Here is a 15,480-nt window from a genome sequence, read left to right on the forward strand (position 1 = left end):
TCACTCTCCTCCTTTCTTCCCCTTGGAGGGGCCTTTCTTTTTCGTCGTCGAACTTCGTGTCGACTTCTTCGCTGAGGTGGTCGACTTCTTGGTAGAGGTCTTCTTGGACTTCTCGGAGGATTTGGTCTCTTCAGAATCAGAAGATCCATCACCGCCTCCTTTGCCGTCCTTACCAAGACCGAGCTTGCGCCCAGCCTTTCCAAACCACCCCTTCTTGTAGGCGACTATACCCACCACCGCGACCAGACCAATGGCCCCAGCAGCAGCGCCTACAAGCAACCATGGGAATGGAGTCATCCCTGCGATCACTCTGAACGAGATCTCTTGAGCATGAACGATCCCAGTAGCATTCCGACCAAATACACGTAGCGTGTAATTACCCGGCGCCCATGTGAAATTAGTCTCCTGCCACTGCTGTGCAGCAGGATTGTACTCTAGAGCGTATTCATCGCTCCAGCCGGATCCATTATTGTATTGGAACCACATGTCCTGAAACGCTGTGTAGTTCACCACACTAATGGCTGTGTCCTGATACACCTCAGAACCAGCAACAGGCATCATGATCTTCATTGTGGCCGTCCCTCGAGCGATCGCCAAGGCCATCTCAAACTCGTCTTGGGATGTGAACACGAGCGGATCTGTACCCACTGCGATCTCAGTCCCATCAGAGTATCCGTCCCCATCTGTGTCTGTCTTTGCTGGATCCGTTCCGTAGACGTAGTACTCATCACCATCGAGCAGACCATCAAGATCGCTGTCTGGATTCATGATACCTCCGCCTAGGAGCAACTGGGTCCCGAGCTTAAACTCAAGACCATCAGGCAGGCCATCAAAGTCCGTATCGAACTCGAGGCCATCATTAATCCCATCACCATCACTATCAGACCGTGTAGGATCGGTATGGTAGAAGTATACTTCAGACCCATCAGGAAGATAGTCATTATCTGAGTCGGGATCTGTGGCAGATGTGGCATAGAGGCCTGGGATAGCAGTCTGGGCTGGCACTGCTGTGGCTAATGCCGCACTAGAGGCAAGACCGGTCTCTGCGGACTCGTTCTCAGTGGTCATTCCAATAGACCAGTCCGTGGGCGGCCAGGCCCCATATGGATAGACCTCATAGAGGGTCTCCTCCGAGTCAAGCAGGCCGTCACCATCAGTGTCATTGTAGAGGGCACTTGTGTTGTACACCCAAGTCTCCTCCCAGTCACCAAGTCCGTCACCATCAGTGTCGTTATTGGCAGGATTAGTATTGAACACACAGATCTCTTGATAGTCGATGAGTGTGTCGTTATCTGTATCCTGCAGGACTGGTGATGAATTGAACCTCAACACGGGTTGGACTGCAATGTACGGATAGGTGATATCACTGACATTCTGAAGCATCAGCTCAGAACCGTCAGCCAACCAGTCGTCATCGGTGTCATTGTCCATAGGGTCAAGCGGAATTGGATCCATCCATGGAATCAGGCCGGACCCGAGGTACAACTCAATGGAGTCGGAGAGACCATCAAGGTCGCTGTCGGCATCCGTTGCATTTGTGCCATAGATCATGACCTCATCATAATCAGACATTGGCCAAGTGTATTGACCATACTCATTAGGTTCGGTTATTGAATCATGGTCTGTATCCCAGACCAGAGGATCTGTATTGTACAGGTTGATCTCCTGACCATCGGAGAGACCATCACCATCGGTGTCATAGACGAACGGATCGGTCGCGTAGATAAAGAACTCCTGAAAGTCTGTAAGACCGTCATTATCACTGTCCTCGTCCATAGGATTGGACCCGGTCACTAGCACCTCGTAACCGTCACTCAACTTGTCACCGTCAGAATCGTCCATCATAGGATTAGTATGCCAGAAGAACAACTCTTCACCATCACTGAGACCATCGAAGTCGCTGTCTGCAACGGTAGGATCGGTCCCGTACTTGTAGAACTCGTCACCATCACTGACCATATCCAGATCAGTGTCAGCAGAGAGCGGGTCGGTTCCCAGCAACAGATCTAACATATCAGGAAGACCATCGTTATCAGTATCGGGATCAAGATAGTATGTATGGTTGCTATCCTGTCTGAGCATGCCTTCGAGCCCGTCAATAAGACCGTCACCATCAGAGTCACCATTGGTAGGATCACTTGGTGGGTCCTGTGCAAGCTCGTAACCGTCAGACATGAGCCACGCACCTGCTGGTGGATTGGTCCTTTGACTCTCACTCACACCAGTGTCCCCGTCCGTGTCCGGATTACAGGGGTTAGTATAGACATGCTTGGCATAGGGTTCGCCATCCTCATCATAGAGAGTGATGACAAAGCCTCGGACCTCATTCCCATCGTTCATTGGATACTCCTGACCCTCCGTACCAGCAGGGTAGAGCTTCTGGTTAAGGGATTTATCGACCTCACCACTGTAGAGCTGCATCCACGAGTCATCATCTGTGTCTGCGTCGAGGGGATGTGTGTAGCCACCATTGAAGATGAGTGGGGCGGGATCACTACCCGACCCGGCCGTGTCGTTATAGAGAGAGTCCAGACCGTAGTACGGACCCATCGGTCCTTCCTGACCATCCAGAAGCGAATCACCATCCGTATCAGGATTGAGAGGATCAGTGTGATCGTCATACTTGACACCACCAATGACTACGTACTCGACCGTTGGAGTGATGCCGGTCATGTTCCAAGAGGTGGTCACCTCATAGTAATCCGTCAGGCCATCACCATCCGTGTCTTGGGTCAGTGGGTCAGTACCATAGATCTTGACCTCAGCACTATCGTTGAGGCCGTCAAAGTCAGAGTCGATCCGCATCGGGTTCGTACCAAGGTCCCATTCCTCACCATCGAGGAGACCATCACCATCTGTGTCTGGGACGACTGGATCGGTCCCCATCGTCTGGACCTCGAGTTTGTCACTTGCACCATCATCGTCGGTATCGGGCTTGGTCGGATCAAGACCGGGGATTGTGGCCTCATACTCATCGGAGAGACCATCACCGTCGGTATCGAAGCCCATGCCCGACTTCTTGTACTCCTCATCACCGGGACTGGGCGAGAGGTCCCAAGGACCACCCGGCTCCCATGTCCACGTCTTCTTCCACGTGGACCACAGGAAGGTGATCTTTAGTTTAAGCGTCAGTATTAATCGAAGCGTTATTTTCATCGGACTTGACGCTGCCAGATCTTGGTAGAACGAGAAGATGATCTCCAGACTCCCCATCAATGATGCAGATGCCACAATAATATCTATCCCTAGGCTCACGCTTGCACCAATGGTGAGGATTAATGATAACGTTGAAACCTCAGCCGCAATTGCTGTGGCCGCTTTCTTTACGATATCGAGTTCCAGTCCAAACCAGATCTTCACATTAATAGAGTCAAGACCGATGTAGCTCGCAAGTTTTCCGAGGACACCTCCACCAACTCCTCCAGTGATGAAATCAAGCAGTGTGAATGTCCGTTGAATCGCAACCTTGAGGGAGAGACCCCACTCGACCAGTTTGAAGAAGTCATTCCACTCAAACATCCCATTTCGGAACGTGAAGATATTGAGCACGAACTTGGCACTTCCAGAGAAGGTCAGTTCAAGGCCGAGAGAGGAGAGAAGGAACTCCATGAATGGATTCTTGGAGGAATCAAAACCGCTCATTCCAAGCTCAGCATGGAACTGTGGAGCGATCTCAAAGAACGACATCACCACATGGAAGAAGTCGCCTAATGAGGTGAGCATGAACGGATTTCGTCCCTCAAAGATAATTGCCTTCAGAAAGTCAAAGAACGGATCAGGATTGAGATGGAAGTTCGCAACAATTCCCAAATCGAAGTTTAGTTCGAACAGGCTCCATTCTCCGAGTCCAATGGGAATGTTCCCTGCATAACCGAGAAGGTCTGAAAAACTGTTCAGTGCGCTATTGATACTGGTCTCGAGCTGTTGCAAGAGAGGTGTGATCTGACCTGTCAACCAATCATAGACAATACCGAGAATCCACTGGATACCATCTGTGAAGATTCCTTTGATGTTAAATAAGAAGTTCAGCATGTCTGTCAGAAGTGAAGTGTCAAAGATGCCACTGAGTTTCCCTGCTGCAAAACTCAAGATCTCTTGAATGACCTCACTGGCCTTTGGAATGGCATCTCCGGTGAGTCCGAAGGTACTCGGGAAGAATGACTGCAACAGCTTCAGAAACGCATCAATAGGAACACCATCAAAGGAAGGATAGATCGCAACGATCGAACTGACCGACATGAGCAGTGACTGCATGATGCCCTGGAAAGACTGCCCTCGAACCATGCCGATCATATTGAAGATACCATTTGCAATTTGACCCAGAGTGTTCAGCACCTCGTCCACATTACCAATTCCAGAGAGCACACCCTCTTGGTCCAGCATCTTAATGACACTGACGATCATATCAGGTAATGAGCCGAGTTGGGACACGAAGTTATCCGCAGTCTTAGCGACAAGTTGTTTGAGACCACCACTATTGGTGACCATAGCAATTATTCCAAGAAGAGGCTTGACTGCACCATTGATGGCCTCCATCACTGTATTGAACTGGGAGGTATCAAGACCGAGCTGTTGGACAAGAGCCTCTGCAATGTCAAAAATATCCGGCAATTGAGCCGGATCAAATCCATCATTATAGATACCTGCAATGAGTGTGATCGTGTCCTCAATGAGTGTTCGTGTGCTTGCAGGAACAGAGGACTGCAAATTAGCAAGAAGAATAGTCTCAAGTTGACTCTTGAATTCGGCCACACTGGAGAGACCCTCTTCTGCAAAGATCTTGGTGACATTCATGAGTTGGCGAGCGAGATCCTCAGCCTCCCCAATGATATTACTCGACCCTGCAAATTCTTCGACAATTTGACCTGCGAGAGACATTACTGATTCCATGTCAAATTGATCCATAAGATCGAGCGCGCTCATGCCTATCTTTACAACGGACATGATCTTGTCAATGACCTCCTGACCAGCAGTATCGGTCAGGACATTGAGAGCGGTATTGAGAAGTTCGTCACCAACATCTTCCAAGAACTTGGAAAAGTCAAAACTTGAGAGGTAGTCCACCACAGCTCGAATGAAGGTGATACCACGGTCCACCAGATTAGTGGCCTGGCTTGAGGTGATCCCGAGAGTGGCGACCAGAGTCTTGTTCAGCAATGCTTGAAGAACATTATTCGTCATGAAACTGAGAATCGTGTCAAAGACACCCTTTCCACCGGAGATGACATCCGAGATCATTGTCCACAAGTCATCACCGATATTGAGAACATTATCGAGAAAGTCCATGACCTCAGAGGGAATGATTGCAGGCAACAGCCCACTGATGAGTTCACCAAGGACACTGGTGATGCTACTGAGGTCTCCACGCAGATTGAAGAGTGCCTTGAGAATAGGAGTGATGTAAGGTTTGAGATCGGCAGGGAAGGGGAACTGATCGGCAACAGCCTCGATGATTGATTTAATCGGGCTACTAGAATCAAAGTCCTTCACAATGCCAATAAGATCCATGATCTGTTGCAGAGTTCCCATCAGAGTGTCAATCGCATCTTCAGGAATTGAGAGAACACTGCTCCCTGCGGACATAAGAACATCAAGAAGAACGTCAACAACTTTGCCCACAGGACCACGCAGACCAGAATTCAGAGGGAGAAGACCAAGAATGAAATCGCCGGGATCAACATCGGCAGGTGTGGTCAGGGCAATCGCAGGAGTAAAGTTCGAAGGCAGATCGTCAGGATCAAGTTTCTCAAGCGACCCATCCTCTTGAAGTTTGTATGCCGCTGGCTCTGCATGACCCGGATGCCGCGCCCACATCGCGGTCTTACGCTCTTCTGCCTTGACCGGATCAATCTCACCAACCGGATTGACGGGCTCTACTGTACGCTTGAAGAACTCATTGAAATTATCGGCGTACATCTTCAAAGCCATATCTTTCAGGTCTTGAGCAGCACCAGCATAATCATCATCGGTTTCCGCCCGCATTTGACACATCTGACTCATTGCATAGACATCATAGAGAATCAGAAGTAGTCCATCTGTCTGCTCCGACTCGCTGGTATGAATCCATGACTCGTCACCTGTTCGCAGTGACTCCAGAGAGAGTGTGTTGCCCATTCCAACGATATGCTGAGTCGATTTATGCTCATGAAGCACCCCATAGAACTCGGACCAAGGCATCATTCGATCGGGAAACTGTATTCCTTGGAGATTCGACTGGAACGCATAGACTGCAATCCATGGTTCATCATATAACCAGAACGCAAGGTCCTCGGCAGACGATATCGGCACAAGTATGACATTATTCAATCGATAGGAGGCTATCTCATGAACACCTTCTGCTACAGCCCGCATGACCTCATCGGCTGAATCATAGAAGATGTATACAGTACCGAGATCGTAACCATTGAATGGCTCTGGAAATATCTTGTCACTAGTCTCATGATCTATCACTTGCCCGGCCCACACTGCCTGTGGGACAATTCCTAGCAGCATGATAGATAAAAATAAAATAGTAATAATCCTGATTCGTGTCTCTCGCATGAATAATACACGTCCAATTTATCAGTCACACTGGAAGATTTGTTGGCTTTCCATGGTGGTGGCTTGCCATATTGCAGAATCACTCGTTCGCGCGTACATCCTCTCAAGCATGACCTAGATGTAGGTTGCTTTACTCAATCACTTTAATACTTTACGAAAATCGAGAAATATTTGAAAGTGGAAATTCGTATTTTTGTAATTGCCTCATTTTTACTTACAAATGGATACTAAAGACCATTGTTATGTTTAAATCATAAACTTTGTCGGAAAATAGAATGATTTTTCGTAAAATCGATAGTAAGAATTATAGATGAACCAGACGAAAAATTCAAAGCTCGATTTTTCGTAAGCATACCCAAGGACAGGTCGATGCGAAGATAAAGAATAAAATTAATATTTAACAGCATTCTGAAAAAGGTCCATCCCAAGACTATACAAATTCAAGTAGGAAGTTCATTAAAAATATTATTAACTCTTTTTATTATGGCTGTACTCCACAAGGAATGGAAGAAACGGGATCGTTGAATCTAGTTTAATATAGCAATAGGTTGTTCAAAATATAGAACATTTCGTTCAATAAACAGAATATTGTAGAAAAGTGAGATGGTAAGTATGAGGCGTTTATGATGATGAGAAGAGAAAGACCCGCTATTACACTTGTAACGCTTGCAATGGTATTAACACTAATCGCCGCACCACCAGCTATTACACAAACAACATCTATGACACCACAAGTGGTGAGGGTTACGGGAGAAATAATTGATAATTATATTAACGCGACATACGAACTCCAATTTGTGAATACACTCGCTCAAGCACAAGAGGTGTTTTGGAAATTTCCACTTCAGACAGGGATCCGACTCAGCAATATATCTCTGGAATTATCGAATGCAACCTATTGGGGTCATCTTCTAGACATCAATGAAGCAATCCAGAAGTATAACGAGAGCGTACAGCAAAACAAGAGCGCGATACTTATGACTCAATATTATGGGGGGTATGCATTATCATTTAACTTGGAAGCAAGAACAAGTGCCACTGTGAGAGTCATGATCGAGGGACTCCTCACACGAGTGAATGGAGTGTATACACTACGATTGCCCGTTGCAAAAGATCAGACTGTTCAAGCAGACTTTGATATTGACCTAACAGTGAGATGTAATTACGGGACGATTGAAGGATATAATTTGAGAGGAGTGAATGGTCTGACCGTCACATATCTGAGCGATGGTGTAAGACTACAACACTCAGAAACAAACGTCTATGTGCCACAAGATCTCGCTTTGACGTATGCAATAATCAATCAGCCGGATAGTAAGATTATCACATATACAAATGGCACAGACGAATTCTTTGGGTATCTCTTGGCCCCACTGATGACGGATACTGCGACTACATATCAAAGACGCTACGTGTTTGTGATCGACATATCCGGTTCAATGACCGGTGAAAAGATCGAGCAAGCAAAGGATGCATTCATTACCATGATGGATGATCTGACTGACAAGGATTTATTCAATGTGATTGCGTTCTCGACTACCGTAAGTACGCTCTGGACGGAGTTACATGCTGGAGTTACGGCCAATATCCAAGCAGCACAGAATTGGGTCTCGGGACTCACAGCTGATGGATCAACCAACTTCTACGGAGCCTGTGAAACCGGGCTACAGATGTACACCGAATCTGAAACGAATTACATCAACGTAATGATGATCTTGTCTGATGGTATGCCGACAGCAGGAGAATATCAAGAACCTAGTGAGATAATCTCGCATCTGAATGAAAAGAACATACATGGCGTGTCTATTTCGACCATCGCATTTGGAGCGAATGCTGATAGTTCGATGATGGCCGATCTTGCAGCTCAGAATGATGGTTACTTCACCTTTATCGAACCCGGTGAAGAAGCATCAACACAAATCCTTCAGTTTTATAAGATGCTGTCTGTTCCAGCCGCCTCAAATTACTCGATAGGCATCACAGGTGCAACAGAGATTAATACACTCAGCCCCCTCTACGGATCACCATTCTTCAACGGAACAGAGATCCTTGTCACGGGGCGATATAATGGATCACTATCAATCCATACCTCCATCGAGTATAGTACGGGACCAGTTGAATACAAAGACACAGTGGGACCAGCAACTAATACCACACCACATCTTGAACGAATCTGGGCTCAAACAAGAATCTCGTTTCTTGTAAAGCAGTTTGCCAGCACAAATGACTTGGCACAGTATGATGAGATCATCTGGTTGTCATTTCATTATGGTATTGTAGTCCGCGGATACACAGCCCTATTTCTCGCCACCGAAACCGAATTCCGAGAACAGACCGCTACTCTAACGGGTACTCAGACAGTTATAATAGGAACTGGGTTTGCACCAGGAGTGGTTGCATCTGATGCACTCTTCTGGAAGCTGATTACATTTGGAGCCATCGGCATAGGAGCAGCTATGGTCATAATAGTCATATATGTCAGAGTTAAACGATAGCGACTATAGAGTAGAGTCATGAGTCTATCTACCGAAACGTAGCAATGGACTCATGGCCGTCCCCAATGCGATACACTCCTCGCGTGTATAAGAGGTGCTCGAGGCCAGTGCTTCACTTATGACCAGACCATAGAGAATTTCGGGTTCACGTCCAGCAATACCAAGTGCTACGGCTGCTGCGCGGCGATGGCCCTCATCAGGACTCTCAGCAAATGGTTTGAGTAATTCAAGACGTGACTCATCGTTATCGAGATCGGACGCCGCCATACCCAGAGCCATGATTGCTGCTCGACGCACAGTCCGTTCTGAGTCATCAGTCATCCGTTTGAGCTGACTGATTGCTTCTTGAGAATCACGGAACAGCCCTGAAGCATAGCCCAGACCAATAGCTCCCGCCGCACGGACGTATTCGTTCTTATGTTTGAACAGGGTCTCCAATTCTTGTATTGGTTGCTTTGTTCTGAGACCAAGCATCGAATAGCCAATACCTGCACAAAACTTGACATCCTGTTCTTCGTCATTGAGAAGTTTCTTGAGAGCATCAAGCTCGACTTTCGGATCTACAATGACGCTCGACAAAAGACCTAAAGCTAGGGCCGCTGAACTTCGAAGGAGAGAGTTTTTGTCTGAGAGATAGTGACGAAGATATTGTGAGAGCCCTTCAGTATCAGTAGTTCGGGTCGAGAGAAGGCCCAGTCCAAGCAGAGCCATCATCTGCATTTTCCCATACCCATTCTTTAGAGCCTCTTTCAATTTGCTGATGATCCTATCCGCATCCTGTGCAACAGTACCAAATAGTGCCAAGGTGAGAACAGCAGCGCCACGGACTTCATCATGAGAATCATCAAGAAACTCCAGAATGGGAGCAATGGCCTCATCGGGATGCAATAATTGTGAAACACTGACACCAACACCGAGAAGCGCACCACTCCGGACTTGCCCATCGGCGTCCGAAAAGGCCTTCTTGAAGTCTTTTGCTAGTAGCTTGGAATCCACCCTCACCGTCACTAATCCAGAGGCAAAACCGCCAGCTTTGCGAACAGACCAGTCCTCATCCTCAACAAGATCCTTTGCGAGACCAATAATCGTATCATTGTCTAAACTCGCAGATACAGCAACAAGACCCCAGGCTGCACCACCACGAAACTCGGGATCGGGGTCTTCAAGGAACGGACGAATCGTCGGGAAACGATCTTGTTTGTTGGGGATAGTGGAGAGAGCAATACCCAGAGAGATGATTGCTGCACGACGAACCTGTAAATCAGAGTCATTAATGAGAAACATCAACCGCTTCACGAGTGGTGGATACGTACTTGACGTGGTTGGAGGTAATACTCCGGCATCAGTGGATTGCGAAGAGAGTTCAGAGGGAGCTGGTTCGCTGGATGTGCCAGTGAATGACTGGGACAAGCCCTTTGTTGTTGCTCGTGAAGGTAGTTCTTGAATGCTTGATCCCGAATCGATTCTGCGAGGCTCCTCTGGTGTGTCTGTGTGAACCGGAACGGTCTCCACCGAGATGACAGGAGGCTCAATTGATGGAACTCCACTCTCGGTCAGTTGCTTGACGATCTTAGTGACAACTTCAGCTTTCTGAGGTATGAACGACTTGATGCGTTGGAGCATCTCTTCCAGCCTATCAGGATTACTCTGATGGCGGAGAACAGTCAATGCCACAAGTGGGACAAGAAATTCAGGACTTAGAGAAACCGCGGTCCCACTCCGCTCAATTCGAATCTTGAGCATACCTGACGAAACAAGGGTGGTGAATGTACTGGACTCCGCTTCGATGGGTAGATCAAAGAGCGGTAACGATTCACACTGCGCCTCGATCAGTTTTTCTACAGTCGCATAAAGCGAATCGCGTTCAGCCAAGATTCCAAGCCGTCTGAAGACGGAATCGGCATATTTCGGTCCCCCTGCGAACAAGTCCAAGAACTCGGGAGAGGAAGGAGAAGGAAGAAAGCCGAGACGCTTGTACCAATCTGCGGACAATCTGAGAATGTATGGTTTACTCAGGAGTGGTAAGAGGTCAAAGGGGACTTCATTAGGAAGACCATAACGGGTCATCGCTTGACGTAACTCGGTATCGGTGAACTCGGTTATCAATACTGATACGGGCGTGTTGATTCCGTAACTCCTTGCATTATCAGTAGCCGTCTGATCTTTATATATATAATATTTTAACTCGTTCGTCCCACGCACGATCTCACGCCGTGAGGTCCAGTCTGCACATCTGCATGACAGAATGAAGAACACATAATCGGATCTTGCAGAAGAGAGGCTACCCAAGAGATAACTGATACTTGAGGGGTCCATTTCATCAAGACCGTCGAGAAAGATGTACGCATTCTCGCCCGCCCCGCTGAGAATGGGATCTATCAGGTCTACAAGAGCAGGTAGGGTTTCCACTCTGAAAATACTAGTGAGCGCCTTCAGACCGTGGAGCAATGGAACAAAGAAGGTCGGTGCGCCCAAGTCTGCAATCTTTCGCGACATTCGGGCCATATACCATGTCTTTCCCAGACCCGCATCACCCAGCACGACAAAGATATTGCGATCGGTCATTCCCGCATCGCCAATAAATCTATCAAAGATCATCTCGTGTTTTGTACGTGCAACATAGAGCGAATCATCATACCGCACGCCGAAACCTGTGGCACCTGTGGTTCTCTGACGCTGAAGATTGCCTATCACAAGAAGACGAGAGAAATCAAGGGTCTCGGGCGAAGAATATTTGCCCATGAATTTTCTGAAAGAGATGTCGAGACCGCGCTCCATTGCTGCCAGTCTACGAAGAACCTCATCAAGGGCCTCATTGGTCTGCTGACCTTGGGCTAAGACCATGTCGATTTTAACACCCGTAGATGCGGCCAGCTCGAGTACTTGAGTGAGGAGTTCCTGATTGCCACGCAGTTGGCTGATAATATCATCCATATTGGCCTGAAGATCACGCAGACCATACTGAAGTCCTGCTGTCGCATCTTCAACGCTTATACCACTTCGCTCGGAGATACTGGACGCCAACTCCTCAATATCTTTAGGACGACCTAGATTCATCAGGCCACTGGCCGAGTCTTCAACCTTATTCTGAATGACTTCTCCGATCACTTCAGCACTGACGGAAACACCAATACTGCTCATTGAACGGGCAAGAAAGCTTCCTACAGCTGTTGCCGCTATTGGCCCCAAGGTTGCACCAGCCAAAACAGAGGCAGCAGTAATAACCAGTCCCTTTCCTGCTCGCTTTAGAAGATCTTTGAGTGCCACAGTAATCAAGCTTCCAACAATATGAACAAACTAGCACCTATAAGAATACTCAGTATATCTAATGGCCATCTAAAAATTACAACATCATTAACGTGGGAATGCAATGATTAGTCCAACACAGACACAACGTGGACAACCAGCGAACGTATATTGAACAATCGTAAACAGTAGATCCATAGCAGGCTCATCAACAACAGTGGATATCAACTCCTTCAACGTCATAGAGAGAGCCATTTTGCTTGAAAAGGTGGACGAAGTATTTTAATTGCCCGCCCACAATATCCAAGTTCTCTGCTGCTGTTGACTACCCGATTTTTGGGCAGGTTCTTCAAGTCACTGTCCCCAATTACTCACCACAACAAATGAGTTCATTGTTATCGCGGATTAGTACTTGGAACAGACAGTATCAACTTGACTATCGTTGATATGAATGTCATTCGGATTCACTTAGTACTGAATCCAAATACGTTTCAAAATCTTTCAGGGCTAAGACGATCCATTTTTCTTCATTTAGTTTCTCAACTTTATCGATTTTTTTAGCGATTATACCATAATACTTTCTCCAATCGTCCAAGCCTACAAACTGTGACTTGTCGTCCAACTTTGTCAGTATTTCTTTTGCTACAGTGGCGTCAAGGTCGCTCCATTTAACCTCAAGAAATAGAGCTATTTTCTCTTGTTCATTTAGTGCAACAATATCAATTTCTTGATCTTTATACCACCATCGTCCAATTTTGTAAAATCTGAACGGAAGTATTTTGGCATTGTTCAGTTTTAGCAGCAGCTGAATGGCGATATCCTCAAATACTTTTCCGAGATATTGATTGAAATCTTCCAGCACTTGCGTTACCAACAATTCACCTTGATCTGTTTCGATTAGATCAATATTCGGATGGACAAATCTGAACCAAAATAAGAAATATGGGTCATTGAGATAGTATCGCCCCTTTCGACTTTTCCAACTTGCCGTTATTGAAACCTCTCGACGTATTAATCCAAGATCAATTAGAACGGAGAGATATTTCCCAACAACCGCTCGTGCAAGGCCAGTCGCATTCACGATTGCCCCTAATGTTGTTTTTCCTCGTGCAACAGATTCCATAATTGCAAAGTATGTTCTTGGTTCATCTAACTCTTCTCTGAGAACAAAGAAAGCGTCTTGATACAAGAATGAAGTTCTTTTGAAGTAGTTCGTGATATTTTCTTTAAGGCTTATTTTATCGTTAAATTCAAGCAGGTATGTTGGGGTTCCTCCAACAATCCCATAGGCTCTTACAAAATCCTCTATTGAATAACTTGGTAAGAATGCTTTGGCACTACCAAAATCCATTGACTTAAGTCTTAGCTGCGCAGTTCTTCTTCCATAAAGTGGATTTTTGTAACCGAACAATTTTTCCATCATACTAATTGAAGATCCACAAATTACAAAGAAGATTCTCGTGGAAGAGAGCTTTTGATCCCAATATTCCTGAAGTACCGAAGGCAAAGATGAATCACTCTTAACAAGGTAGGGAAATTCGTCCAACACCACTATTTGTCGATTTTGAATCTTCTGAGTGAGATATTCAAAAAATGAGTCCCAGTCATGCAGTGGATTTTTTCTTACAAGATCGTCATCAAAATAGTCGGCAAATTTCTGTGAGAAACGTCTCAGGTTTTCAATCTTGCTTGTTTCTCGCGCAAGTAAATATATCCCATTGTGCCGTCGTAATAATTCTAACAAGAGAGTAGTCTTACCTATTCTCCTCCGCCCATAGAGAACAATGAACTCGGCTTTGTTACGTTCAAACCGTTTCTCAAGAAGCCCAAGCTCCGTTTCCCGATCAACGAACATTGTATACTCACAAGTAATTTACTTTGGAGTATATTATTTAGCCTTTTTGTGTCACCCAAAATTGGATAAATAGAAAAACACAGGACCTCGAAAATTAAACCGAGAAAAACGATGTGATGATGTGTAAACTACGAAGTAATCAGATATGGAAACAACGCCCCAATCAAATAAACACCAACGACCGCAAAGCACAGCGCCAAGTTTAAGACATGGCCATTTGAGAACAGACCAAATGGTTTACAAACCTCCTCTATGACAGGAGAAGACAGATCATCGGAGAGTGATACCGTGAGCAGTAATGACGAACGGGTCGCAGACCCATTTGAGATCGCAGCGAGCAATGCTGAAGAAATTGTGACTGATGAAGAGGTTCGAGCAATCGTCACCTCAAAGAAGAGTTTCAACTTTTACTATGGCACTGCACCCACTGGCCCCTTCCACTTTGCGTATCTCATCCCATTAACCAAACTAGTTCAACTTGCAGATATCGGTGGGAAAGGGACTATCCTGCTTGCGGATTATCATGCACATCTTGATTCTCAAAAGACCTCATTTGAATTGATGGATTTGCGGTCTCAATATTATAAGGAGTGCATCAAAGGAATTCTTGGAGAACATGCCAAGAAACTCAAATTTGTTCGTGGCTCTTCATATGAATACAAACGCGACTATGTAGAGGATCTCTTCAAGATTGCGGCAAAAGTCACGACAAAACGAGCCCTAAGAGCTGCCAGCGAAGTGGTACGAATCAGGGGAGAGGCAAAGGTCTCAGAACTGATGTACCCGCTACTACAAATTCTTGATGTGAAATATCTCAAGGCAGACATCACAGTCGGCGGCATCGACCAGCGAAATATCTACATGCTCGGAAGAGAAATCCTTGAGTCGATCAAGTTCAAGAAAGGAGCCTATATCTTCATGCCACTGTTGCCATCGCTTCGAGGCGGTGGGGCAAAGATGTCAGCCAGTGATCCACTCTCGCATATTCGGGTCACAGACACACCGCAACAGATCAAATCGACGATCAAAAAGGCGTACTGTCCAGCGGGAGACCTCGAACAAAATCCGATCACTGCGACAGTCCGTTACATTCTCATGCCAAGGTTTGGCAAGATCCTCATCAAGCGTAAAGAGAAGTTTGGTGGAGATATTGAGTTCAGCTCGATCGAGGAATTCGAGAAGGCGTACACAGAACAGAAACTGCATCCACTCGATGTGAAGCAGGCTGTGACAGACGGACTGATCGAGATCCTATCACCAGCACGAGAATACTTCGAGGCGCACCCAGATATCCTGAATGAAGTCGAGAAGACCTTCGGTGAATGATCATCACAGTAAGTCGAG

The 15,480-nt window shown here is 46.4% G+C and carries 5 protein-coding genes; 2 read left to right on the forward strand and 3 right to left on the reverse strand.

The window, feature by feature from the left end:
• Positions 1–6,492 carry a hypothetical protein gene (locus K9W43_10480; GenBank protein ID MCF2137643.1) on the reverse strand — a complete coding sequence of 2,164 codons (6,492 nt, stop codon included), beginning with the start codon at positions 6,490–6,492 and terminating at the stop codon, positions 1–3.
• A 671-nt stretch (positions 6,493–7,163) separates the two neighbouring features.
• On the opposite strand from K9W43_10480, the gene K9W43_10485 reads away from it, so the two are divergent.
• A complete protein-coding gene (locus tag K9W43_10485; GenBank protein ID MCF2137644.1) occupies positions 7,164–9,035 on the forward strand; it encodes a VIT and VWA domain-containing protein in 1,872 nt (623 codons plus the stop codon).
• A gap of 24 nt (positions 9,036–9,059) precedes the next feature.
• Here the strand turns inward: K9W43_10485 and K9W43_10490 are convergent, their stop codons facing one another.
• A complete protein-coding gene (locus K9W43_10490; protein MCF2137645.1) occupies positions 9,060–12,302 on the reverse strand; it encodes a HEAT repeat domain-containing protein in 3,243 nt (1,080 codons plus the stop codon).
• A 433-nt stretch (positions 12,303–12,735) separates the two neighbouring features.
• The gene (locus K9W43_10495) at positions 12,736–14,136 is read right to left on the reverse strand and encodes an ATP-binding protein (GenBank protein MCF2137646.1); all 1,401 of its coding nucleotides are present in this window, start codon (positions 14,134–14,136) and stop codon (positions 12,736–12,738) included.
• A gap of 288 nt (positions 14,137–14,424) precedes the next feature.
• Between K9W43_10495 and K9W43_10500 the strand changes: the two genes are divergently transcribed.
• Complete coding sequence (locus tag K9W43_10500; protein MCF2137647.1) at positions 14,425–15,462, forward strand: tyrosine--tRNA ligase; 1,038 nt, start codon at positions 14,425–14,427, stop codon at positions 15,460–15,462.
• Positions 15,463–15,480 lie beyond the last annotated feature (18 nt).

This window comes from Candidatus Thorarchaeota archaeon (genome assembly GCA_021498125.1).
Taxonomy (GTDB): domain Archaea; phylum Asgardarchaeota; class Thorarchaeia; order Thorarchaeales; family Thorarchaeaceae; genus B65-G9.

Coding starts and splice junctions, on each gene's coding strand:
- K9W43_10480 (MCF2137643.1), bottom strand. CDS start 6,492: ATGCTGCTAGGAATTGTCCCACAGGCAGTGTGGGCCGGGCAAGTGATA.
- K9W43_10485 (MCF2137644.1), top strand. CDS start 7,164: ATGATGATGAGAAGAGAAAGACCCGCTATTACACTTGTAACGCTTGCA.
- K9W43_10495 (MCF2137646.1), bottom strand. CDS start 14,136: ATGTTCGTTGATCGGGAAACGGAGCTTGGGCTTCTTGAGAAACGGTTT.